This is a genomic window from Glycomyces sp. NPDC046736 (assembly GCF_040645615.1).
Classification (GTDB): Bacteria; Actinomycetota; Actinomycetes; order Mycobacteriales; family Micromonosporaceae; genus Glycomyces.
In genome coordinates, this window is the sequence record NZ_JBEYYO010000014.1 from 54,362 (window position 1) to 77,959 (window position 23,598).

21 protein-coding genes, 1 tRNA gene and 1 pseudogene are annotated in these 23,598 nt (G+C 69.5%); 10 read left to right on the forward strand and 13 right to left on the reverse strand.

What is annotated here, in order from left to right; translation table 11 throughout:
* Positions 1-78: 78 nt before the first annotated feature.
* Entirely contained in the window at positions 79-1,044 is a 966-nt protein-coding gene (locus tag AB0B28_RS14995) for an NADP-dependent oxidoreductase (RefSeq protein ID WP_360121067.1), read from the forward strand.
* Between the two features lie 35 nt (positions 1,045-1,079).
* Here AB0B28_RS14995 and rocD read toward each other — a convergent pair whose 3' ends face one another.
* From rocD to AB0B28_RS15025, 6 genes are all read right to left on the reverse strand, one after another.
* Positions 1,080-2,285 carry an ornithine--oxo-acid transaminase gene (rocD, locus tag AB0B28_RS15000; protein WP_360121069.1) on the reverse strand — a complete coding sequence of 402 codons (1,206 nt, stop codon included), beginning with the start codon at positions 2,283-2,285 and terminating at the stop codon, positions 1,080-1,082.
* A complete protein-coding gene (gene tsaD, locus AB0B28_RS15005; protein ID WP_360121214.1) occupies positions 2,282-3,301 on the reverse strand; it encodes a tRNA (adenosine(37)-N6)-threonylcarbamoyltransferase complex transferase subunit TsaD in 1,020 nt (339 codons plus the stop codon). The genes rocD and tsaD overlap by 4 nt, the downstream gene beginning before the upstream one ends.
* A 161-nt stretch (positions 3,302-3,462) precedes the next feature.
* Positions 3,463-5,598, reverse strand: coding sequence for a carbohydrate-binding protein (locus tag AB0B28_RS15010; protein ID WP_360121071.1), 2,136 nt, complete (start codon positions 5,596-5,598; stop codon positions 3,463-3,465).
* Between the two features lie 405 nt (positions 5,599-6,003).
* Positions 6,004-6,963: a hypothetical protein gene (locus tag AB0B28_RS15015; RefSeq protein WP_360121073.1), complete on the reverse strand. Its 960-nt coding sequence runs from the start codon at positions 6,961-6,963 to the stop codon at positions 6,004-6,006.
* A gap of 65 nt (positions 6,964-7,028) precedes the next feature.
* On the reverse strand, positions 7,029-7,847 hold the full coding sequence (locus AB0B28_RS15020) for an MBL fold metallo-hydrolase (protein ID WP_360121075.1): 819 nt from the start codon (positions 7,845-7,847) through the stop codon (positions 7,029-7,031).
* Positions 7,848-7,871: 24 nt separating this feature from the next.
* Entirely contained in the window at positions 7,872-8,552 is a 681-nt protein-coding gene (locus tag AB0B28_RS15025) for a helix-turn-helix domain-containing protein (RefSeq protein ID WP_360121077.1), read from the reverse strand.
* Positions 8,553-8,650: 98 nt separating this feature from the next.
* Here AB0B28_RS15025 and AB0B28_RS15030 point away from each other — a divergent pair, with 98 nt between their 5' ends.
* Together AB0B28_RS15030 and AB0B28_RS15035 are read left to right on the forward strand one after the other, a co-directional pair.
* Positions 8,651-9,040 (forward strand): SgcJ/EcaC family oxidoreductase, encoded by a 390-nt coding sequence (locus AB0B28_RS15030; protein ID WP_360121079.1) that lies wholly within the window; start codon positions 8,651-8,653, stop codon positions 9,038-9,040.
* Positions 9,041-9,090: 50 nt separating this feature from the next.
* Positions 9,091-9,837: an SDR family NAD(P)-dependent oxidoreductase gene (locus tag AB0B28_RS15035; protein ID WP_360121081.1), complete on the forward strand. Its 747-nt coding sequence runs from the start codon at positions 9,091-9,093 to the stop codon at positions 9,835-9,837.
* A gap of 40 nt (positions 9,838-9,877) precedes the next feature.
* Here AB0B28_RS15035 and AB0B28_RS15040 read toward each other — a convergent pair whose 3' ends face one another.
* From AB0B28_RS15040 to AB0B28_RS15060, 5 genes and pseudogenes are all read right to left on the reverse strand, one after another.
* Positions 9,878-10,105, reverse strand: a complete 228-nt coding sequence (locus AB0B28_RS15040) for a DUF4287 domain-containing protein (protein ID WP_360121083.1) — start codon at positions 10,103-10,105, stop codon at positions 9,878-9,880.
* Positions 10,106-10,130: 25 nt separating this feature from the next.
* Entirely contained in the window at positions 10,131-10,787 is a 657-nt protein-coding gene (locus tag AB0B28_RS15045; RefSeq protein ID WP_360121085.1) for a DUF998 domain-containing protein, read from the reverse strand.
* Between the two features lie 109 nt (positions 10,788-10,896).
* Entirely contained in the window at positions 10,897-11,736 is an 840-nt protein-coding gene (locus AB0B28_RS15050; RefSeq protein ID WP_360121087.1) for an NAD(P)H-binding protein, read from the reverse strand.
* Between the two features lie 32 nt (positions 11,737-11,768).
* Positions 11,769-11,885: pseudogene (locus tag AB0B28_RS15055) on the reverse strand (dihydrofolate reductase); the annotation flags it as partial.
* A 50-nt stretch (positions 11,886-11,935) separates the two neighbouring features.
* Positions 11,936-12,877, reverse strand: coding sequence for an NAD-dependent epimerase/dehydratase family protein (locus tag AB0B28_RS15060; protein WP_360121089.1), 942 nt, complete (start codon positions 12,875-12,877; stop codon positions 11,936-11,938).
* Between the two features lie 81 nt (positions 12,878-12,958).
* On the opposite strand from AB0B28_RS15060, the gene AB0B28_RS15065 reads away from it, so the two are divergent.
* From AB0B28_RS15065 to AB0B28_RS15090, 6 genes are all read left to right on the forward strand, one after another.
* Positions 12,959-13,651: a type 1 glutamine amidotransferase domain-containing protein gene (locus tag AB0B28_RS15065; RefSeq protein ID WP_360121091.1), complete on the forward strand. Its 693-nt coding sequence runs from the start codon at positions 12,959-12,961 to the stop codon at positions 13,649-13,651.
* A gap of 67 nt (positions 13,652-13,718) precedes the next feature.
* Positions 13,719-14,405, forward strand: coding sequence for a hypothetical protein (locus AB0B28_RS15070; RefSeq protein ID WP_360121093.1), 687 nt, complete (start codon positions 13,719-13,721; stop codon positions 14,403-14,405).
* Between the two features lie 8 nt (positions 14,406-14,413).
* A complete protein-coding gene (locus tag AB0B28_RS15075; protein WP_360121095.1) occupies positions 14,414-15,232 on the forward strand; it encodes a hypothetical protein in 819 nt (272 codons plus the stop codon).
* Between the two features lie 302 nt (positions 15,233-15,534).
* Positions 15,535-16,737 carry a sulfotransferase gene (locus AB0B28_RS15080; protein WP_360121097.1) on the forward strand — a complete coding sequence of 401 codons (1,203 nt, stop codon included), beginning with the start codon at positions 15,535-15,537 and terminating at the stop codon, positions 16,735-16,737.
* A 245-nt stretch (positions 16,738-16,982) separates the two neighbouring features.
* Entirely contained in the window at positions 16,983-18,320 is a 1,338-nt protein-coding gene (locus AB0B28_RS15085; RefSeq protein WP_360121099.1) for a threonine/serine exporter family protein, read from the forward strand.
* A complete protein-coding gene (locus tag AB0B28_RS15090; RefSeq protein WP_360121101.1) occupies positions 18,317-18,958 on the forward strand; it encodes a hypothetical protein in 642 nt (213 codons plus the stop codon). Before AB0B28_RS15085 ends, AB0B28_RS15090 begins: the two co-directional genes overlap by 4 nt.
* Positions 18,959-19,154: 196 nt before the next feature.
* Here AB0B28_RS15090 and AB0B28_RS15095 read toward each other — a convergent pair.
* Positions 19,155-19,228: transfer RNA gene (locus tag AB0B28_RS15095), tRNA-Pro, on the reverse strand.
* 317 nt (positions 19,229-19,545) lie between these two features.
* On the opposite strand from AB0B28_RS15095, the gene AB0B28_RS15100 reads away from it, so the two are divergent.
* Complete coding sequence (locus AB0B28_RS15100) at positions 19,546-22,869, forward strand: discoidin domain-containing protein (RefSeq protein WP_360121103.1); 3,324 nt, start codon at positions 19,546-19,548, stop codon at positions 22,867-22,869.
* Between the two features lie 57 nt (positions 22,870-22,926).
* Here the strand turns inward: AB0B28_RS15100 and AB0B28_RS15105 are convergent, their stop codons facing one another.
* The gene (locus tag AB0B28_RS15105; protein ID WP_360121105.1) at positions 22,927-23,523 is read right to left on the reverse strand and encodes a helix-turn-helix domain-containing protein; all 597 of its coding nucleotides are present in this window, start codon (positions 23,521-23,523) and stop codon (positions 22,927-22,929) included.
* Between the last annotated feature and the right edge of the window lie 75 nt (positions 23,524-23,598).

The following is a 23,598-nucleotide window of genomic DNA, read 5'->3' on the forward strand; positions in this document are numbered from 1 at the left end:
CAAGTTGACCGCGCGGTCCGCTTAGTGCTAGCGTTCACCTAAAACATGACCGCATGGTCCGCTTACAGGAGGAAGCCCATGAAGGCAGTCGTCGCAGGCGACTACGGCCCGCCCGAGTCCTACACCGTGGCCGAGATTCCCACTCCCACAGCGGGACCAGGCCAGATTCAAGTGCGGATCCGCGCTGCCTCGATCAACCCCGCCGACGTCAAGGTCCCCAGCGGCGAGTTCCGTGAGGCGTTCCCGCTGGAGTTCCCGCACGTCCCCGGCAACGACTTCGCCGGGACCGTGAGCGAGGTCGGTCCGGGCGTGGACGGGTACCGCGTGGGTGACGAGGTCTTCGGCCAGGCGCTGCCGCGCGCGCTGCGGGGCCTGGCCGCCGCGGCGCGGCCGTCCCTCGGGACCGGCGCGCTCGCCGAGTACGCGGTCTTCGAGGCCGACACGCCGTTCCTCGCGCACCGGCCGGAGACACTCGATGTCGAGGACGCGGCCGCACTGCCCACAGTGGGCTTCACCGCGCGGGCGATCATGGCCTCAGCTGAACTGGAACCGGGCGCGACCGTGCTCGTCGTGGGCGCAACCGGCGGCGTGGGCACCGTGATGATCCCGCTGTTGGCCGCGAAGACGAAGGTGATCGCCACGGCCACAAGCGAAGACGCCGAGACCATCCGCGGGCTCGGCGCGGCCGAGGTCATCGGATACGACGCGGCCGAGTATCCGTCTGGAGTGGACGCGGCGTACAACTTCGTGCTGCCCGGGGACCGCCTCACCGAGGTGGCCGCCGCGATCCGGCCCGGCGGGCGACTGGTGACCATCACCTACCCGGTGACGCAACCCGAATGGCTCGGCCGCGAGGACGTCGAGCTGTGCTTCGTGCTCGACATGGAGGGCCGTTTCGGCGGGATGGCAGAGGTCGCCGAGGATGCGGTCCACGGCGACCTCAAAGCCCACATCGGACGACGCTACACGCTTGACCAAGGCCCGCAGGCAGTCACGGACTTCGCTTATCGGCACACCACCGGGAAGCTCGTGGTGCGGATCTGAGCGGACTCCCGGCCCCTGCCCGGAGTCCGCTGAACTCAGGCTTCGGCGATGGCCTGGGCGAGGATCTCGACGCCGCGGTCGATCTCGTGCGGTTCGATGACCAGCGGCGGGGCGATCCGGACCGTGCGGTGGTGGGTCTCCTTGCAGAGCACGCCGAGTGCGGCCATGCGCTCGCAGACTTCGCGGGCGGTGGGCCCGCCTTCGGCGAGGTCGACGCCGGCCCACAGGCCGCAGACCCGGATCGCGTCCACTTTCGACTTGTCGAGGCCGTCGAGGGCCTGTTCGAGGTGCTTGCCGAGGTCGCGGGCCCGCTGCTGCCATTCGCCGGTGGCGAGCATGGCCACGACCTCGCGGCCCACGGCCGCCGCGAGCGGGTTGCCGCCGAACGTGGAGCCGTGGGTGCCGGGCGTGAAGACGTCCATCACCTCGCGGTCGGCCGCGACGGCCGAGACCGGCATGATGCCGCCGCCGAGGGCCTTGCCGAGCAGGTACACGTCGGGGCGGACCTGCTCGCGGTCGCAGGCGAACGTGTGGCCGGTGCGGGCCAGGCCGGTCTGGATCTCGTCGGCGATCATCAAGAGCCCGTTGGCATCGCAGGTCGCGCGTACGGCTGCGAGGTAACCCTCCGGCGGGATGATCACGCCGCCTTCGCCTTGCACCGGTTCGATGAGGACCGCGACGGTGTCGGGCGTGACGGCCGCGTTCAGGGCCTCGATGTCCCCATAGGGCACTGAGTCGAAGCCGGGCGCGAAGGGCCCGAAGCCCTCTCGGGACTCGGGGTCGGAGGAGAAGCCGACGATGGTAGTGGTGCGGCCGTGGAAGTTCCCGTCGAACACGATGATCCGGGCGCGGTCGGCGGCCACGCCCTTGCGGGTGTAACCCCACTTGCGGGCGGCCTTGATCGCGGTCTCGACCGCTTCGGCGCCGGTGTTCATCGGCAGCACCGCGTCCTTGCCGCACAGCTCGGCGAGCTCGGCGCAGAAAGGTCCCAATTGGTCGGTGTGGAAGGCCCTGGAGGCCAACGTGATCCGGTCGAGCTGGGCCTTGGCGGCCCCGATCAGGCGCGGGTGGCCGTGGCCGAAGTTGACCGCCGAATAGGCCGAGAGCCAGTCGAGGTAGCGGCGGCCCTCGGTGTCGGTGACCCACGCGCCCTCGCCTTCGGCGAGGACCACCGGTAGCGGGTGGTAGTTGTGGGCGCCGTATCGCTCTTCGAGTTCGGTCAGTTCGCTCGACTGGTTCACTGGTGTCCTTCCACGGGTTGGAGCAGCGCGGCGGTGAGCGGCGCGGAAGAGTAGGCCGACATGCCGGGCGGAGCCCACGGGGCGCCGGCCTCGACCAGCATGGACCCGACTGCGGCGATCATCGCACCATTGTCGGTGCACAGGCGCGGCGGCGGCACCCGCAGGGTGATGCCCCGCTCGGCGCAGCGGGCCTCGGCCAGGTCGCGCAGCCTCGCGTTGGCGGCCACCCCGCCCGCGATGACCAGCGTGTCCACGTCGTGATCGACGCACGCGGCCACGGCCTTCGCGGTGAGCACGTCGCACACGGCCTCTTGGAAGGACGCGGCGATGTCGGCCACCGGGAGCGGGCCCTCGGCCGCCTCGACCCAGCGGGCCACCGCGCTCTTGAGGCCGGAGAAAGAGAACCCGTACGGGCCGACCGTGGGGCGCGGGAACCGGATCGCGTCCGGGTCGCCTTCGAGCGCGGCGCTGCTCAGGGCCGGACCGCCGGGGTAGCCCAGGCCCAGCAGCCGGGCGACCTTGTCGAAGGCCTCCCCCGCCGCGTCGTCGGCGGTGTCGCCCAGGTGCACGATCGGGTCGCGGGCCAGGTCGCCGAGCATGAGCAGCGAGGTGTGGCCGCCCGAGACCACCAGGCCGACGCTGCGCTCGGGCAGCGGGCCGTGTTCGAGGGTGTCGGCCGCGATGTGCCCGGCCAGGTGGTGGACGCCGAGCAACGGGACCCCCAGGGCCAGCGCGTACGCCTTCGCGGCGGCCACGCCGACGGTGAGCGCGGTGGCGAGGCCGGGCCCGGAGGTGACGGCGATCGCGTCGATGTCGGTGGCGGCCAGCCCCGCGTCCGCGACCGCGGCGCGCACGGCGGGGACCATGGAGGCGAGGTGGGCGCGGGCGGCGACCTCGGGGACGATGCCGCCGAAGCGGGCGTGCTGGTCCATGCTCGTGGCGGTGCACTCGCCGAGCAGGCGCCCGCCGGAGACGATGCCGATGCCGGTCTCGTCGCAGGAGGACTCGATGCCCATGACGATCGCGCCCGGGCGGAGCGGTGCGGGCAGGTCCACGGTCGATCCCTTCGAAGCGGAGGTCGGTCGTGGCAATCCTACTATTGCAAGTTACTTGCAGTAAGCGTCGTGTGTGTGATGAGCGCTGCGCGCACCCCGGGCGGGGTGCGCGCAGCGTCGGTTCAGAATCCGCTGTTGCCCGGGCCCCGGTTGAGGGTGAACCCGTCGGAGGCGCTGAGGCCGCCGGAGGTCGTGCCCGAGACGGTCACGTACGAGAACGAGGCCGAGCCGGTGGCCTGGATCTCGATGCCGTACGTGCCGGTGCCGTCGATGACGACGTTCTCGAAGCTGACGTTCTGGATCGTGCGCTGCCAGCTCATCAGGACGCCCGCGTAGGTGCTGTCCTCGATCACCATGTCGCGCACGATGACCGGCGCGGTGATGTCCGAAGTGTCGGCGTAGATCCACAGTGAACCGAACTCGGAGTCCCAGTTCGGCTCCAGGCCGCCCGCCCGCACGAGGGTGTTGCCTTCGATGAGGGTCTCGCCGCTGAAGGGCACCGGGTTGAACCGGGTGCTCACCGCGATGCCCGCCGAGGCGGTGACGGTGTCGGCGATGAGGTTGCCGGTGGCGCTGTTGCCGTGCCCGCCGTAGATCGCGATGCCGTTGGCGAGGTTCGGGGTCTGCACGGTGTTGTCGCGGAACGCCGAGTTCGAGACCGCGGTCCCGTTGGACCACATGGCGAGCGCGTCGTCGCCGGTGCCGCGGATGTGGCTCTGCTCGATCACGGTGTTCGCGGTGCCGCCGTTGAGGTGGATCCCGTCGGCGAAGGTGTTGCGGACCCGGACCCCGGTGACGGTGAGGCCGTCGGTGCCGCTGTGGATCCACAGGCCGACCTTGGCGTGCTCGATCCACACGTTGGAGACGGTCGAGCCGGGGCCGAACACGCCTTCGATGGCGGTGTCGGTGGTGATCTGGTCGTCGGGGTCGCGGTATCGCACGTCGCCGTCGAACATGAAGTCGGCCAAGGTGACCTGGCCGCCGGTGGGCTCGATGCCGCCGCGCCCGTCCTGTCCTTCGAGGACGGAGTGCCACGGGCCCGCGCCGCGGATGTCGGTGCCGTTGACCTGGACGCGTTCGCTGATGGTGAAGCGGCCCTGGGGAATCCACACGCCGCCGTTAGGTCCGGCGGCGCTGATGGCGGCCTTGAGCGCGGCGGTGTCGTCACTGCCGTCACCGGAGGTCGCGCCGTGGTCGGTGATGTCGACGTACCCGGAGGGCCCCGCGATCGGGGCGGCGACCTGCTCGGCGTCGACGAGGTCGATGTCGTAGTGCGCGACGGCGTTCGAGTCCTTCTGGAGGCGCAGCACGGTGCCCGCGGCGAGGTCGTCGAGCACGACGCGGGACTCGTCGAAGAAGCGGTGCGCGAGGCCGTCGGCGGGGTTGTTGGAGAACGGGTAGTCGCCGTAGACCCAGCTGTAGGTGCTGGTCAGTTCCAGGTCGGTGAGCTTCTGGCCGTCCGCGTAGATCGCCAGCGGGGCGCTCTGGCCCGAACCGTCCGGGGAGTCGGGGATGGAGTAGCGCACGACCAGGGAGTTCGCGGCCTCGGTGAGGGTGAACTCGACGTACTCGCCGGTCTGGTCGAGGCGCACTGCCTGGCGACCCGAGGCCTCGGAGGGCACGGTCCGGTACGTGCGGTCGGGGCCGAGCACGGTGCCGTTGGTGACGCCGTTCTCGGCCTCGTACTCGATGTACGGGAGGTCGGCGCCGGTGCCGCCGGGGGTGTCGCCAGGCCCGCCGCTGGGCTCGCCGACGGCTATGCGGTCGAGGTTGACGTTGCCGGAGTCGCTGGCGTCGAAGCGGAGCGCGACGGTGTTGCCGCCCGCGTTCAGGCCGACCGGGACGGTGACGGTGCCCCAGGAGTCCCAGCCGCCCGGGGAGGGCAGCGAAAGCTGAGTGGCCTTGGCGCCGTTGACGTACAGCGAGAGGGTCATGGGGACGCCGGTGCCGTTCGCGTAGCGCACGGCCACGTCGTGCGAGGCGGCCTCGGCGGCGTCGACGTCGAAGGTGACGGCGGCGGTGCCCTTGTTGCCGTCGGTGAAGCCGCCGACGTAACCGGAGCCGGAGTGGCCGCCGTGCTCGGTCTCGACGGTCGCGCCGCCAGAGAGCGCGGCGTCCTCGGCTTCATGGAGGGTCTCGGCCGCGCCGGCGGGCGTGCTCGCGGCCAGCGGCAGCAGGAGCAGCGGGAGGAGCAGTGCGGCGCGTTTGATGAAGGCGGGCAGGCGGATCGGTGGCGCCGGGACGTGTGTTCGCGACATCGTCGTCGTCCTTTCTCGTCGGACCGGTACGGGCGGGCCCGTCCCTGTCCGGCGCTCGCATTCGCGCACGGCGAATGGGAGCGCCGGAATGGGGGTCTTATGACTGATGAAACTAGGTTTAGCGCTATACCTACGCCACGGAGCCTAGACCGAACGATCGTGGTTGTCAATCTCTCGATCTGTAATCGAGTAAGCGGCGCATTCGGCGGCTAGGGCGTGTTTGGGAACTCCCGGCGAGTCGGTATCCGAGTCCATTCGTTCGCTCGCTGGGCTCATTTACGGCTCGCAAGCGTCGCCGAGGCCGCGGAAGGCCTTCCGAATACCGGTGTTGTATTCGGGCGGCCGACAACGAAGCGAGCGGGCGAATGGGCCGGATAGCGGCCGGCGGGGGTTCCCAAACACGCCCTAAAGCGAGGAGCCCAGCTTGGCCTGCGCTGCCGTGATGGCCTGGCGGATGTCGGCGGTGAGGCCGTCGCGACCGTCGCGCTCGAACAATGCCGTCCGCATGAACATCACCGCGCGCAGTCGTCCATATCGGTCCACAGTCGCGCGACACAAGCGACTGTCCGAATAGGCTTCTACACGGAACGAGTCGCCTTTGGCCTTGCCCGAACCGATCTCGGGGAAGGAATCGTGCACGCCCGATTCCTTCGCACTGATCCACCGCTGCTTCTCGGCCGCGACCCAGGCTTGGATGAGCGAGGCGATGATGGCCTTGCCGCCGATGCGCTCCACGCCTCGGCGCAGTTCGAGGCCGAGCAGCGTGCCGTCGAGCCGGATGGTGACCGACACCAGGCGCGAGTCGTCGGCGCCGGTGAACTCGGCGTTCTCCAGGTCGGCGAGCTTCTCCACCTGCTCACGTTGGCGCGCATAGTGTTCGGCGTGGAGCCGCCGCGCCTCCTCGCCTGAGGCGCTCGCGATCGCGGCCGCCGCCGCTTCGAGGTCCCCGCCGCCGACGCCGAGCATGGCCTTCGACGCGTCCCGCACGATCTCGTCGGCCCTCCTGCGAAAGCCCTGGTGGAGCTTGGCGATCTCGCGGATGACCAGGTGCTGCGCGGTGAGGATCTGCCGCGGGCTCATCCCGCCGCCGGGCCCGGCGGCCGCGGGTGAGCGCAGGACCCGCTTGACGCCCCCGGCGTACTGCGGATGGCGGGCCGCGACCTGGTCGATGAGGTCCCACACCGCCTCCTCGGAAGGATGATCGCCCAGGTGATGGGCGATCGCGACGCCGTACACGCGGCTCACGAGGTTGCGGTAGGCGACTCGCTCCTTCTCGGGCAGGTCCCGGTAGGCGACGCGGGCGTCGCGGCTGCCGGTCTGGATGTACGAAACGAGCGCCCCAGGGCCTGGCACTGGTCGGGGCATCGGCGTCCTTGCTCTGAGCGGATGGGCAGGGGGTTCTGCGGAGTGTACGCAGGGCCTGCCAGCGCTTACGAGCGAGCGGCCCGCTCGGCGAGCCGCCGCACCTGCTCGATCGAGATGTCGGTGGTCCACTCCCACCCGGGCGCGGCCGTGGGCCCGACGCGCCGGTCGGCGGGGACCCGGCCCTCCCTCAGGGCGAGGACGTACGCGCGGTCCTGCTCGAAGCGGTCGCGCAGCTCGGCTGGGCCGCAGGGGGATCCGTGGCCGGGGACGGCGACTTCGACGTCGCCTGCGACGGCTTCGAGCAGCCGCAGCCCGAGGAGGTACTCCCCTATCGGATCGTTGGTCTCGTTCAGCTCGTCGAGGTTCGGGACCAGCACGTCGGAAAGCATGTCGCCCGCGACGAGGACGCCCCGTTCGGGGATGAGGAGCGCGGCGTGCCCGGGCGCGTGGGCCGGGTGCTCGATGATCCTGACTTCGGTTCCGGCCCAGGGGATCTCGGTGGCGTCTTCAGGCAGGGCGGTGAGGAGACCGAACAGGTCGAGCGGGGTCTCGTCGGCGATCTCCGGCGGGAGGCCTTCGGCGGCGCTGGTCCGCCAGTTGGGGCCTGCGCGGAATTCGCTCATGCGGGCGGCGCAGCGGGCGGTGCTGTAGCGGGGCGCGGGGCCGAGGGCGGGGTGCCAGAGGACGTGGTCCCAGTCGGGATGGGTCGCGAAACCGGCTACAACCGGCTGTCCGTCGAGGTCGTTCGCGAGGCAGACCAGTTCGGCCTCGGTCAGGCCGGGGTCGACGACTAGGACGCCGTCGTCGCCTTGCACCACAACGGCGTTGTTGGCCAACAGCTCGCTCTGGTGGGTGTGCACGCCCTCCGCGATGGTCCGCAGCATGGTCTCGCTCCTCTCGTCTTCTGCCTAGGACGGCTCGGGCGGGCGGGATTCATCGGTGGCCCAGCGCTCTTCGAAGAGCTCGGGGCCGGGGGCCTCGCCGGGGAGGGGCGGGTGTCCGGCGGCGCGGAGGCCGTCGAGGGCGATCGCGGTGATGCGGGCACGGGCGGTGCGGGCGGCGGCCTGGAGGTCGGTGCGGCCCTGCTTGGCGAGCTGCTCGATGAGCGGGGACTTGCCGAGCTGCTCGATGAGGAGCTCGACGTCGATGAGGGTGGCGTCGGGCCGCAGCACGCCCGCGGCGTGGGCGCGGTCGACTACGGCCGCAACGGCTTCGTCGGCGCGGCGGTTCTTGTCCTGGACGGCCTCGGGGAGCTGGACGGTCCCGGCGATGGGGCTGAGCGAACCGGCGAACTCGACCACGGTGGTGACGTATCCGGCGAGGCCGCTCCAGGGGTCGGGGTCGGCCAGCGCGGCCTCGGCGGCGGCGAGGTACTGGTCGAGGACCAGGTCGAGGAGGTGCAGGAAGAGGGCTTCTTTGGTGGGGTAGCGGCGGTAGAGGCTGCCGATGCCGACGCCCGCGCGCTTGGCGATGGCGGCGACCGAGGCGTGGGCGCCGTCGGTGGCGAGCACGGCGCGGGCGCCGTCGAGCAGGGCCTGGTCGTTGCGCTCGGCTTCGGTCCGGCGCGGGGCTCGGCGGCGTGCTGTCATGCGAGTCATAGTAGGCCGCGGTTGCGGAGCGATTCACTCCGTTATAGGTTTCTCTAAACGGAGCGAAACGCTCCGATTCGAGGATCGAAGGAGACGTCATGGACACCGAGCTCAAGGCCATCGAACAGGTCATCGCCGACTACCAGCGCCACCAAAGCGACCCCGAGCCGTTCCTCGCGCTCCACGTCGAGCAGACGGTGGTCGTCAACATCGCGGGCCGCAGGGTCCTCGGCCGGGAGTCGCTGGGCGAGGCCATGCGCGGAGCGCTCGCGTCGCCGCTTGCGCACGTGCGGACCACCCTCGAAATCGAGGACGTGCGCTTCCCGCGCCCGGACGTGGCGCTGGTGAGTGCGGTCAAGCGCGTCTACGACGAACGGGAGGAGGCGGGCGGGCTGCCGAGCAGCGGCGCTTACACGATGCTGCTGACCAAAGAGGATGGTCAGTGGCGGGTGAACCTCGCGCAGACCACGCCGCGGCCTTCGGTCTGAGTCACGTTTTCGGCGGCTCGTTCGTCATGGGACTGAACAGGAGGCATGACATGCACACCGAAAGAAAGATCGCTCTGGTCACGGGAGCGAACAAGGGCATCGGCCGCGCGAGCGCCGAAGGACTTGCGGCGCTTGGGATGACCGTGGTCGTCGGGTCCAGATCGCTGGAGCGCGGCGAGGCGGTGGCGGCCGCGATCGGCGGGGACGCTGTCGCGGTGGCGCTCGACGTCACCGATCAGGATTCGGTCACCAAGGCCGCCAAGGTGATCGAAGAGCGCTACGGGCGGCTCGACGTGCTGGTCAACAACGCCGGTATTTCGGGCTCTGGGAACGCGGCGCCGCAGGACGCCGTCGACCGCGTGCCCAGCGCGGTGGACTTGGCCACGGTGCGGGAGGTGTTCGAAGTCAACGTCTTCGGGGTGATCGCGGTGACGAATGCGATGCTCCCGCTGCTGCGGCGGGCCGAGGCCGCCAGGATCGTGAACCTGACCAGCCACGCCGCGTCGCTCACGCTGTACGCCGACCCGGACGGGCCGCTCGCGGGGCTGCCTTCGGCCGCGTACTCGCCGTCGAAGACCGCGCTCAACGCGGTGACCCTCCAGTACGCCAACGAGTTGCGCGGCGAGGGCATCCTCGTCAACGCCGTCGCTCCAGGCTATGTGGACACTGAGATCAACGGCAACACCGGCGTGCTGACGCCGGCCCAGGCCGCCGAGGGCGTCGTCGCATTGGCATTGCTCGGCTCGGACGGCCCGACCGGCGCGTTCCACAGCGCCGACGGGCCGCTCCCCTGGTGAGAGGCCGAGCGGGCCAGGGGCATCGCCCCTGGCCCGTGGTCTATGCGCCCGGGTACTCCGGCCACTTGCCGGGGTTGAGGTGGTAGACGACCAGGGCGTTGGCGTGGCCGTGGCCCAGGCCGTGCTCGGACTTGAGCCAGTCGACGAGTGCTTTGTGGCCGGTGAGGCCGCTCGCCTCGATGTCGCCGAACCAGTCGGCGATCGGGCGCCCGTAGGTCTTCTCGATCGAGGGGAAGTACGAGGCAGGTCCCTTGGGTTGGGCGGTCATGTTGTGCTCCTTAGGAATTCGTGGATTAGCGGGCGCGGAGCCGCTGGAGTTCGACGGCCGAGGCCCAAAGCCAGATGATCGCGCCTCCGGTGAGCATCCAGCGGTAGTCGGCGGCGGCGAAACTGATCGCGGTCAGGGCGACGTACAGGGCGGGGACGAGGTAGCAGGCCGTGCGCCACGCGGTCAGGCCGTCGAGGCGGTAGCGGCGGGCCAGTACGAAGCAGGCCACCAGGAGCGTGAGCCCGGCTCCGGGCGCGGCGAACGCGTGGAGGATGCTGTGCCAGGTCTGCTCGGCGGGCGCGCCGTCCGGGGTTCCGATCGGGTACCCGAAGGCGGGGTCGGCGACGAACACGCCGCCCCACACCAGCGCGATCCCGTACAGGCCGAACAGTCTCGGACCCCACTTGGACGCCGGGCCGCCTGCGAGCGAGCGACGCAGGCCCACCGCCCCGGCCAGGGCCAGCAGGCCCGAGACCACGAAGTTCGCGATCTGGATCCAGCCGAGGCCGCTGAGGCTGAGCAGGCTCAGCGGGTGCACCACGGGGTCGAAGCCCTCGCGGGTCGCGGCCTGCACGACCGTGAGCCCGACGAACAACGGCCCGGCAGCGACCCCGCAGACGAGAAGGCCGCGGGTGGCGGGGGTGTGCGTGACGGGTGGACTCGTGAGGGTCTCGGTGGTCATGGAGTGCTCCTTGGGGCAGTTGACGGGTCTTGTCTGCATAGACGAGGCGTCGGACCCGGATTCATCGCGAAGCAAGGTGATGCCAGCCACATACGATCCCCGGCGGCGGTCAGTCGGCGCGGGCCTGGAGGAAGTCGCCGATGCTCATCGGCGCTTTGCCGGTCAGGCGCTCGATATCGCCTGGGGCAGCGGCGAATCGGCCTTCGCGCACCGAGGTGAACATGCTCGCGTACGCCTCGATCAGCCACTCCGGTTCGCCCTCGGCCCGGAGCCGGGCCCGGTACTCGCCGTCGCTGATCGGCTTGTACGCCAGGGGAACACCCGTCGCCTCGGTGGCGAGCGCGGCGATGCGATCCCCTGTGGCGTCCTCGGGCCCGGTGAGTTCGAGGACGCCTTCGCCGCCGTCGAGTACGGCCGCGGCCAGCGCCCGGGAGACGTCCTCTCTGGCCACAAGGGACATTCCGGCTTCGCCCAGGGGCAGCGCGAGTTTGCCTGTGCCCGAGGCCGAATCGAGCCAGGTCTCGGCGAAGAAGTCGGCGAACACCGAGGTCCGGGCGAGCAGGTGCGGACGGTCGGCCAGGAGCGCTTCGGTGACCTGATGCCCCGGCGCGTAGTAGAAGCCGGTGCCGGGGTCGACGTCGAGGATGCTCGTGTAGACGATCCGGCCCACGCCCGCCGCGTCGGCCGCGGCGATCACGTTGCGGTGGTGGCGTTCCATCGTGGCCGCGAGGCCGTCACTGGAGACCATGACGAGCACGTCGAGGCCCCGCATGGCCGCTTCGAGGAGGCCGGGCTCGTCGTAGTCGGCGTACCGGGCCGCGAGCCCGGGCGCGGCCGGGACCGCGTCGGGGCGCCGGGCCAGCGCCACCACATCGTCTCGGCCCGCGGCCAGGAGGTGCCGGACGACCCCCGAGCCGACGCCGCCGGTCGCGCCGGTGACGCCGAGCATCAGGCCCGGTCCTCGGAGTCGGGGTCGGCCTCGAGGGTGCTGGAGAACACCAGGTGCCGCAGGCGCGGATAGGCGTCGGGCAGCCCGGCCGCCAACCCGACCTCGAACGAGGCCCGCCGCCCTTCGAGCACGGTGTCGAAATGCCTCCCAGGCCCGTCGATACGACGGACCCGAACCGGGGCACATCTACGCCGCCTGCTCATTTGGACTGCGCCGCATCGGTTTCGGCGCGGATGCGGTCGAGGCCGGTGCGGTAGTCGGTGACCGCGAACTCGGGGAACCTGGTCGTGAACTTGGTGGAGTCGAAGCGGTTGTCGCTCTCGTACCTGGGCAGGAGCTCGCGCAGCTCCCGCACCTGCGGGGAGAACACGCCCGCCAGTTGCAGGGCCCATTTGGGGATCACGGAGTACCGGCCGTCGCGGCCGAACACGGCGGCGGCCGCGGCCACGAACTCGCGGTACGTGGGGTGGTCCGCGCAGACCGGGAGGTGCCAGGTCTGGCCGAACGCGTCCGGGGTGTTGCCCAGGGTCGCGAGCGCCCGGCTGGCGTCGGGCGTCCAGATCAGGGTGCGTTCACGATCGTCGCGTACAGGAACGCGGGGTTTCTTGCCGGCCTTGAGGTTGTCGATGATCAGCGCGTTGGTGAAGCTCTGCGTCCGGCCCGGGCCGTAGAACTCCGGCGCGCGGCCGATGAGGACCGGAATGTCGCCGCGGCGGATCTCGTCGAGCACCATCGAGGCCATCGCCGCGCGGACGCGCCCTTTGCGCCCGACCGGTGCGAACGGGGTGTCCTCGGTCTGGACGCGGTCGTCCTGGGGGTACATGTAGGTGTTGTCGAAGTAGGCGAACTTCGCCCCCGCGGCGCGGGCCGCGTCCAGCGCGTTGCGCAGCATGGTGGGGAACTGCCGCTCCCACAACTGTGTGTCCGGCGGCAGCCCGGCCGTGAAATAGACGATGCTGCTCCCTTCGACGGCCGCGGCGGTCTGCTCGGCGTCGAGCAGGTCGGCCGGCACGAGCGCGTCGGTGGGGTTGACCTTGCGCGGGTTGCGGCTGACCAATCGCAGGTCAGTGGTGTGCTCCCGGTGCAGTTCCCGCGCGAGCTCGACCGCGATCTGCCCGTTCGCCCCCAGGATCGTCTGCATGCCCCTCCTCCGATGCGCGTACGCCTCCGGGCAGCGTATCCCGGGAGTACACTCGGCCCGACCGGATCGGGGAGACATTCCATGACCAAACGCGTCCTGCACGTCGTCACGAACGTCGGCCACTACGACGATCCGACCCACCCGACCGGCCTGTGGCTCTCCGAGCTCACCCACGCGTGGGAGGTCTTCGAGGCGCACGGCTTCGCGCAGGCGCTCGTCAGCCCGCTCGGCGGGGCCGTCCCGCTGGAGCCGCGGTCGCTGAAGTTCCCCAGCTACGACAAGACCGCGAAGGCCTGGCGCGCCGACCCCGCGCGCATGGCGCTGCTGGAGGACACCGCGAGCCCTGACGCGATCGACCCGGTGGACTTCGACGCCGTCTACTTCACCGGCGGGCACGCGGTGATGTACGACTTCCCCGACAGCGAAGGCCTGCAACGCATCACGCGGGCGATCTGGGAGCGAGGCGGCGTCGTCTCCTCGGTGTGCCACGGCTACTGCGGCCTGCTGAACACCACGCTCGCCGACGGTTCCCTGCTCGTGGCCGGCCGCCGCCTCACCGGGTTCGCCTGGCAGGAGGAAGTGCTCGCGCGGGTCGACAAGCTCGTTCCCTACAACGTGGAAGAGGCGATGCGCGAGCGCGGCGCCCGCTACGAGAAGGCCAAGGTCCCGTTCGTGTCATACACGGTCGGCGACGGCAACCTCATCACCGGCCAGAACCCCGGATCGGCAAAGGCCACAGCCGAACGCGTCGCCGCGCGCTTGACGGCGAGGTAGTCCGGGCCGCGGCGTGGCGGTCCGGGGTTAGGCTTCGGCGCATGTACGCGAGTCGTGGGTCCTCGGCATGAAGGCGGGATCTCGTTCCCAGAGCGCCGTCCATGAGCGCATCCGGCCCCAGGACGCGGTGCTGTTCCTGGTCACGGCGGCGCTGCTGGTCGCGCTGCCGTGGATGCTGGTGAGCGCCGGGAGCGAGCCGGTCGAGTACCGCGACCAGCGGACGCTCACCGACGTCACCGTTCCGGCGTGGAGCGGGCTGCTGGCGTTCGTCATCCCGTTCCTGGTCTGGCCCGGGATGAAGGCCTGGTACCTGCTCAAGAAACCCGCTGCGGCGAAGCTCGGACCGGGCGGGATGCGCCTGTTCGACGACTTCTCGGGCCTGTACCTGCGCCAAGGGGCCAAGAAGGTCAACCTCGGCTGGGACGAGGTGCGGCGGGTCGTTCTGTGGCGCAGGCGAACCCTGTGGCTCAAATGCATCCCGGGCTGGACCTCGCAGGTCGGGGTCGAGAAACGCGACGACTGGTACGAGGCCGACCTGCGCGAACCGACCGCGAAGGACCTGAACAGCCGCGAGCACCGCCCCGACGGTTCGCCGATCCGGTTGGGCTGCATGCTGCGCTCGCGCAGCGTCCGCCTCAGCCCGGCGGCGTTCAACCATCTGGCGGCCGAGATCGCCCGGTTCGCGCCCCAGGTCGAGGTCGTCGACGAGCGGACCTTCGGCAAACGCCGCGTCCTCCAGTCGGGTACGCCGTAGAAGCAGCGATGGGACTACCGAAACCGATAGCGGATTGGGCGCGCAAGGTCGATCAGGCCGAGCGCGAATGGGGACGCGTCGCGGTCGACGGATGGGCCCGCACCGCGACCTTCGCGCAGCCCTTGCGGTGGGGCGAGGCCGAAGCGGCGGTGCTGGAGCGCGACTATCCGCCGCTGCCCGGCTCGATCGTGACCAGGCTCGTGGGGATCGTGGGTTGGGCGGTCGTCGCGCTGCTCGCGGTGCCGGTGTTCGGGGCGGCGGTCGCAGGCTTCGTTCTGGTCGCGATCGGTGTTGACCGCGACGGGGTCTCGGACTGGTTCTCGTTGGCCGCGTTCGCGTTCGGGATCGCGGTGGTCGGCGTCCTGACGTTCCTGAGCATGTGGTGGCGGACGCGCCGCCGCAGCCTCATGGTGCTCGTCTACAACGCGGTCACAGCGCTCGCCTCGGCGGCCGCGATCGCCGTACTCGCGACCGCCAACGCGTCAACCGAGGGGTCATGGCTGCCAGTCTTGACGATCACCGCAGCCGTCCTCGCGGCGGTGTCGCTGGTACTGGGCCTGTTCTCGAAACCCGAGGGCCGCAACAAGTCCCGCAAACCCCCACGCCGAGGCCCCCGAAGCGCCGACAAACGCGCCCGCGCCCTCAAAGCGCGAAAACGCCTGCTGGAGATCCTCATCCACCGCCGCCTGGTCGACCTCGACGAAGCCGACCGGATCCGCCTCGACGAAATGCCCCTCGGCTACTGGTCCGAACTCGACGGCGTCCCCGACCGAGAACGCCGCCGAATCCTCGAAATGCGCCACGTGGGCTGGCGCGACTTCACCTAGCCGGACTCCAGCTCGCCGTGTAGTGCAAGTGGACGATTCCGGCCGCGAAGGTCTGCGTGCCGACCAGGGCGAGACGGCCCGTCCGCACCTACGCTGACCGGGATCGCCGCGTGACCGGCCCGGTCGTCCTGGGCGGCAAGGTTCAGGTGAGGAACGGTCCGGCGTCGCCGACCTGGCCAGGTGCGGTGGCCGCTCGGCGATTCAGTGCCGCTGCGGCGATGTACGGCCTGAGACGCGCGCGAAGCGGGCCGTGAGAGACTGGTTCGCGTTCGTTCCGTTGCCCCTGAGAGGACGTACCCCTTATGCGTCGTGTCGCCGGTTGGGTCAAACCCCTGAACGCCGTGATGTCCCCCGCGCTGTCCCGGGCGGTGCGAAACCCGGACAAGGCCTTCGCGCAGGCACTGGCGAAAGCCGAGGCCGCGGCGGGCGTGAGCGCCGACATCGACCGCGCGTTCGTCGAGGACTACCGGGAATTGATGCGCCGCTTCGCGCAGGTCCGCGACATCTCCTACCTGGGCTGGACCGCGACCGTGTCCGAGCTCGGGATGCGCATGGAGAACCGGCTGCGGATCAAACGCCTCCACGCCGAGCACCCCGAGATCGCCCACCAGCCCATCGACCGGCCGATCATCGTCGTGGGCCTCCCACGGACGGCGACCACACTGGCGCACAAGGTCATCGCCGCGCCAGAGGGCAACAGAGCGCCGATGATGTGGGAGTTCCACCACGCCGACCGGTTCGACATCGACCCGAAGCTGCGCGAGCAGCGCCTGAAGAAGGCACGGCGGATCTCCGCGGCGGTCAACGTCATCACCCCGATCTGGGAGACCATCCACCCCAGCACCGCCGAGACCCCCGAGGAGTGCGTGCTCGCCCTCCCGCACGGTCTCCAGTGGGGCACGCGGTTCCAACTCGACGGGTACCGGGAATGGCTCGCCCAGCGCGACTTCGTGCCCGACTACCGGTACCTCAAGGAGTTCCTCCAGGTCCTCCAGACCGGCGACCGGACCCGCCGCTGGGTGCTCAAGTCCCCGTTCCACCTGTACAACCTGGACGCGCTCCTCACCGTCTTCCCCGACGCCCAGATCATGTGGACCCACCGCGACCCGCAGACCGTCATGGGCTCATGGTGTTCGCTGGTCGAGACCGGAACGGCCCTGTGCAACCGCCGCTACGACCTCCACCAGATCGGCCGCCAATGGCTCGACACGCTGTCCTGGATGGTCGAGCAAGGCCGCCTGGCGCGCCTGAACATCCCCAAAGACCGGATGATCGACATCTCGTACCACCAGCTCACCGCCGACCCGTACGGGCAGCTCCCCCAGATCTTCAAGCGGCTCGACCTCGACTGGACCGTCCGCGAAGAAGGCAACCTCGAAACCGTACTCGCCCGCCCCGGCATGCGCCGCAACCACGAATACACCCTCAGCCGCTACGGCCTCGACGCCGACATGGTCGACGCCGCGTTCGGCGACTACACGAAACTCGTCAACTCAATCCGATAACTCGGCGCCAGCCCTACGCCGACGGCTGACCAACGAGGTCTTTTCCGGAGCCAAGCAGCGGCTGCGCTTGCGACGCTTGCGATCCGGCCGAGATGCTCCACGCCCCACACGCTGATCGAACCGACCTCGACGGCCTCGGCAACCGCCGCGCCGCGCCACCTGCTCGGATACGCCGACGAGCTCACGGATGCGAGGGGAGCACTTTAGAATCGGCGCATGTCTGCGTCGCACCAGAAAGTCCGATAATGCGCGACTCCGAGGATGGACGGCCCGCATCAACAGGCCCTTCTGCGACGGCGCTGTCGGCCTCTGACGTTCGCGCCCGGCTGGAGTTCCTCTCGACGCTGGGGTGCGGTCTGCTGGAATCCGGTCAGACCAGCGGTCAGACCGAGCGGACACTCGAAGGCTACGGACGCGTGCTCGGTCTGGACGGGCTGGCCGTGAACTCCTTCGCCCGGGTGCTGCTGCTGGAGGCCATGACTGCCGAGGGCGGGACGGTCTCGCTCTCCGGCACCGCCCACTCCCTCGACGCGATCGACTGCACGCGTTCCCGGGAGCTGAAGCGAATCGCCGACGACGTGGTGGCCGAAGGGCGGCACCTCGCCGGTCTCCACGGGCGGGAACGACTCGCGTCGGCTCGTCTCGCCGCGCAGCGGTGTCGCGACACCGCGACCCCGTGGTGGGTGGTCGCTCTCGGGATGACCCTGCTCGCCTTCTTCATCAGCATGCAGGTCGGCGTCTCTTGGCAGGCATGGGTCTCGGCGGCACTGTTGCAAGCGGTCTCCTCGCTCACGGGCCTCGCCATCAGCGGGCTGCGACTGCCGAGACTGTTCGCGACCGCCATACAGAGTTGCGCCGCGGGCGGGTTCGCGACGCTGCTCGTGCAGTTGGACTTCGTCGACCCTGTCGGCGCGGCGGCCGCGATCGCCGTGAACTGGTTGCTACTACTGCCGCTCCCCCAGGTCATCGGAGCCGTCACCGACGCGGTCGAAGGCGGCTACCTTTCCTCGGTGAACAGGATCGCGAGCGTGACCGTCGCTGCCGCGGGCATTTTCGTCGGCGGGGCGTTCACTTTCGCACTCGGCGAAATGCTGGGCATGGAGCACCCCAAGCTCGACGCACTGCCGAGCCTGCCCTGGTACCTCGTGCTGGTGTTCTCGGCCCTGGGCGCGATCGCGAACGCCTTCGCCAACGGCGGCAGGCCCTCACTCGTCCTCCCAGCCGCCATGCTCGGACTCGTCACGGGAGCGACGAACCAGATCCTCCTGCACCTCGTTGGGCTGCCCTCGTTCTGGGCCAGCTCATTCTCAGCGGTCGGACTCGGCCTGCTGAGCGCGGTGATCGCGTCCCGCACGGGCTACCCGAGTCAAGTCCTGGCACTGATGGGCATCACCGGCGCACTACTGCCCGGCATCCCGGTGTTCTTCGGCATCCTCCAGGAGATGGGCGGTGGAAGCGGACTGGCCTCCTTCAGCACAGCCGCTGGAATCAGCGTCGGTATAGGAGCAGGCGTCGCCCTTGGCGTCCACCTCGCACGCCTGACCCGAAAGGAACTGGCCCGCGCCGCTACCGTGAACCGATGACCGAACCCTCGGAGGTCGCTCACGTTCGCTGGATCGCCGGCGGCACCGGCGCAGGCAAGACCACGGTGACCCGCCTACTGGCCCAACGACACCACCTCGCCGTCTACGACGGCGACGCGGCCGAAGCGAACTACATCCACCGCTGCGACGAGCACCGACAACCGCACATGACGGCACTGCTGCGCATGTCGCCGATCGAACCCTCGACCGGCCACACCGCCGAGGAACTGTTCGCCTCGATGCCCAGCCGCCACGGCGAAACCTTCCCGTTCGTCCTCGAAGACCTGCAAGCCATGACCCGGCAAGGAACCGTCCTCGCAGACGACTTCCGCACCCGCCCCGCCGACATCGCACCACTACTCACCAACCCCGAGCACGCCGTGTTCCTCCTGCCGACCAGCCAGTTCCGCCGCCGCCAACTCACCGAACGCTACGCCGACCCCGCCCGCGCCAAAGCCAACTGGGGCAACAGCGACCACCAGAAAGCACTGGAAATCCGCCTCGCCCGCGACCACTACTGGGACCAGGAAACCCGCACCGAAGCCGCCGACCTCGGGCTCACCGTGATCGACATCGACGGCACCACCCCACCCACAACCATCGCCAACGAACTCACCACCCGATTCAACCTCACCTGACCCCGCCCACCAGCAATGCAGGACCTCCACCTCCGCGACACCGGCAGAACTGCCCACCCCACCTCGCAACGCTGAGTCATGACCGAGGGGACTATCGCCGACATGCACGCCGGGAGATCTGGTTCACCAGACCAGCACGAGCCGGCCAGACGGGCTCCCCGAGCTTCGGAAAGCCCTGCTGACCATTGGTTTTCGGTCGGGACGACAGGATTTGAACCTGCGACCCCCCGCTCCCAAAGCGGGTGCGCTACCAAGCTGCGCCACGTCCCGTGGGCCGCTGTGCGGCCTCAGCCAGGGTACAGCACCTTGGGTGGGGGGTGGGGGGTGCTCGGTTGGGGCGTGTCGGGGGTCCTTTGGTGTGGTGGTGCCACAGGGGGCTCAGGGGTGGGTGTGGGGCACTTCGGTCCGTTGTGGCGCAGGGGTTTTTGGTGTGCGCTCCCATACCGGCGCTGTGTAACGAAGTATTGACAAGCGTAATTCTATCGGTCTAGGATCGATATTTAGGTATAGCGCTAAACCTCTTTCAACCTGCGACTTCACGGCGCCTGATATCGGGCTGCCGTGGAGTCTCCGAAGAAGGAGCCATCATGAAACTCCCGCGCATCGCCTTGGCGGTGACGACTGCGGTCGTCGCCGCGATGGCGGCGCTCGTGCCGGTGTCCCCGGCGCACGCGAACCAAGGCCCGAACCTGGCGATCGGCAAGACGGTCACCGCCAGCAGCAGCGTCCAGAACCACACTCCCGGCAACGTCAACGACGACAACCAGGGCACGTACTGGGAGAGCGCGAACGACGCGTTCCCGCAGTGGCTCCAGATCGACCTCGGATCGGCCACCGAGGTGAGCGAGGTCGTGCTCGAACTGCCCGCGCTCACCGCGTGGCAGGCCCGCACCCAGACCGTCGAGCTGCGCGCCAGCGCCGACGGCTCCGCGTTCACCACGATCGCCGAGGCCGAGGGCCGCCGGTTCGACCCCGCCAGCGGCAACACCGTCAGCATCGAATTCGACGACGTCACCACCCGCTACCTGCGGCTGGTCTTCACCGAGAACTCCGGCTGGCCCGCCGCGCAGGTCTCGGAGCTCCAGGTCTACGGGCCCGCCGGGTCCCCCTCGCAAGTGGGCGAGCTCGCCGCCGGCAAGCCGGTCACCGCGACCTCCCACGTGCACAACTTCGTGGCCGCCAACGCCAACGACGGCGACCTCTCGACATACTGGGAGGGCGGCTCCGGGGCCTATCCGAGCTCGCTGACAGTGCACCTCGGCGCGGACGCTTCCATCGACCGGATCGTGTTGAAGCTCAACCCGGACGCGGCCTGGGGCGCGCGCACCCAGACGCTGTCGGTGCAGGGCCGCGAGGGCGGCGCGGAGGCGTTCACCACGCTCAAGGCCTCGGCCGAGTACGCGTTCGATCCCGCCAGCGGCAACACGGTGACCATCCCGGTCAGCGGCACCGCTTCGGACGTGCGGATCGAGTTCACCGGCAACACCGGGGCCCCGAACGGCCAGGTCGCCGAGTTCCAGGTGTTCGGTGAACTCGCGCCCGCTCCCGACCTGACGGTCTCGGGCATGTCGTGGAGTCCCCTCTCCCCCAGCGAGACCGATGAGGTCACGCTGTCGGCCACTGTGGAGAATATCGGCGAGGTCGCTTCCGCGCCTTCGACGGTGGACCTGTTCCTCGACGGGACGCTCATCGGCACGGCCGAAGTGGACGGTCTGGCGGCGGGCGGCGAGACCGTCGTCTCCGGTTCGATCGGGACGCTGACCGCCGGCGACCACGAGGTGGGCGCCGAAGTCGACCCCAGTGGCCAAGTGGCCGAGAGCAACGAGGCCAACAACGCCTACACGCACGCCAGTGCGCTGACCGTGGGCGCGATCCCCACCTCGGACCTGGTCGCGGGGGCGGTGACCTGGTCGCCGAGCAACCCGTCGGCGGGCGACGCCGTCGAGTTCGCGGCCACGATCGCGAACCAGGGCAGCATCGACTCATCGGGCGGCGCGCACGAGGTGACGCTCACCGTGACCGACAACGACACCGGGAACGTGGTGCGGACCCTCACCGGCTCGCACAGCGGCGTCATCGCCTCGGGCGCGACCACCGGCCCGATCGCTCTGGGCTCGTGGACCGCGGCCGACGGCGAGTACACGATCACCACCACGATCGCGGTCGACGCGAACGAGGCCGATGTCAAGCAGGGCAACAACACCACGACGCGGACCCTCTCCATCGGACGCGGCGCGGCCATGCCGTACACCATCGACGAGGCCGAGCACGCGACCACCGGCGGCGGCGCTCAAGTGCTGGCGCCCAACCGGAGCATCGGCGACCTCGCCGGTGAGGCTTCGGGCCGCCAGGCCGTGGTGCTCGACGGCAACGGCGAGTACGTCGAGTTCACGACCAACGCGCCCACCAACACGCTGGTCACCCGGTTCGCGATTCCCGACGCCCCGGGCGGCGGCGGCATCGACGCCACCTTGAACATCTATGTGGACGGACAGCTGCTCAAGCCGATCGAGCTGACCTCGAAGTTCGCGTGGCTGTACGGGGCCGAGGCGAGCCCGAACAACTCGCCGAGCTCGGGCCCGGCGAGGCACATCTACGACGAGGCGAACGTGCTGCTCGGGGAGACCGTCCCCGCCGGGAGCACGATCCGGTTGCAGAAGGACGCGGCGAACACCGCGAGCTACTACGCGATCGACTTCGTCAGCTTCGAGGAGGCCACGCCGATCGCGAACCCCGACCCGGCGAAGTACGTCGAGCCCGACGGGTTCACCCACCAGGACGTCCAGAACGCCCTCGACGAGTTCCGGATGGACACTTCGGGCAGCCTGCTCGGCGTGTACCTGCCGCCCGGCGACTACTCGACCGCGCAGAAGTTCCAGGTGTACGGCAAGGCCACCGAGGTCATCGGCGCCGGGCCGTGGTTCACCAGGTTCGTCGCCCCCGAGGGACAGGAGAACACCGACGTCGGGTTCCGCTCCGAGGCCACCGCGAACGGCTCCACGTTCTCCGGGTTCGCCTACTTCGGGAACTACACCAGCCGCATCGACGGTCCCGGGAAGGTCTTCGACTGGCAGAACGTCTCGAACATGACCATCGACGACATCTGGGTCGAGCACCAGGTGTGCATGTTCTGGGGATCGAACATCAGCGACTCCTCGATCACCAACTCGCGCATCAGGAACCTGTTCGCCGACGCGATCAACATGACCAACGGGAGCAACGACAACCTGCTCCAGAACATCGAGTCGCGGGCCTCGGGCGACGACAGCTTCGCGCTGTTCGCCGCCACGGACGCCGGCGGCGGCGACCAGACCGGGAACGTGTACGAGAACCTGACCTCGATCCTGACCTGGCGGGCGGCCGGGCTGGCGGTCTACGGCGGGTTCGGGAACACGTTCCGCGACATCCACATCGCCGACACCCTCGTCTACTCGGGGATCACGATCTCCTCGCTGGACTTCGGGTATCCGATGGACGGGTTCCGCTCCGATCCGCCGACCGTGTTCGAGAACATCTCGATCGTGCGGGCCGGGGGCCACTTCTGGGGCGGGCAGACCTTCCCGGGGATCTGGATCTTCTCGGCCTCGAAGTCCTATGAGGGCATTCGGGTGAGCGATGTGGACATCGTGGATCCGACGTACTCGGGGATCATGTTCCAGACCAACTATGTCGGCGGCCAGCCGCAGAACCCGGTCACGGACACGGTCTTCACCGACATCACGATCACCGGCGCGCAGCTCAGCGGCGACGCGTACGAATCCAAGTCCGGCTTCGGCATCTGGGTCAACGAGATGCCCGAAGCGGGTCAGGGACCGGCGGTCGGCGAGGCGGTCTTCGAGAACCTCCAGATGAGCGACAACCACCAGGACATCAAGAATACGACCAGCACGTTCGAGATCATCATCCAGTGACCTTGAGCCGCAACTGAATACGAGCCGAGGCCAGGGGTACAGCCCCTGGCCTCGGCGTCATTTCGACAGGGCCGCGGTCCAGAGGTCGACGAGTTCCTCCACGATCTCCTCGGAGGTCAGCCCCGGCGGCAGCGCGAGGAGCGCGCCGTGGATCTGGGCGTCGACACCTTGGACGAAGAGGAGTGCGCGCAGGTCCGGGTCGCCCCCGAGACCGCTGCGGCGCAGTCGATCCGCGATCGGCGCGGCCGCCGCGTGCTCGATCTCGCGGAGCCGTTCCTGGAGCCTCGGGTACCGCAGCGCGTGAGCGACGAGGAGCGCGTGCAGCCCCGGCCGGGCCGCGTGCAGCCCGGCGACGCAAGCGATCAGCTCCCGGATCAGGGTCCCCAATGGATCGTGGGCGTGCCGCTGGACGAGCGCCTCGACCTCCGCCGCGGCCTCGGCCATGTGGCGCTCGGCCAGCGCGGCGAGGAGGGCGTCCTTGTCCGGGAAGTACTGGTAGACCGAGCCGATGGAGACGCCGGCACGTTCGGCGACCTTGTTGGTGGTGGTCGCCGCGTAGCCGCGCTCATGGAAAACCTGAGCCGCCGCTTCGAGGATCCAGGTGACGGTCTGGCGGGACCGCTGCTGGCGGGGGCTCCTGCGGGCGGTGGTCATGGCGGCTCCAACGCGAGTACTCAAAACTGAATATCTTTCATATTATTGCCTCTTCCTTGTGATTCCCTCACGCAC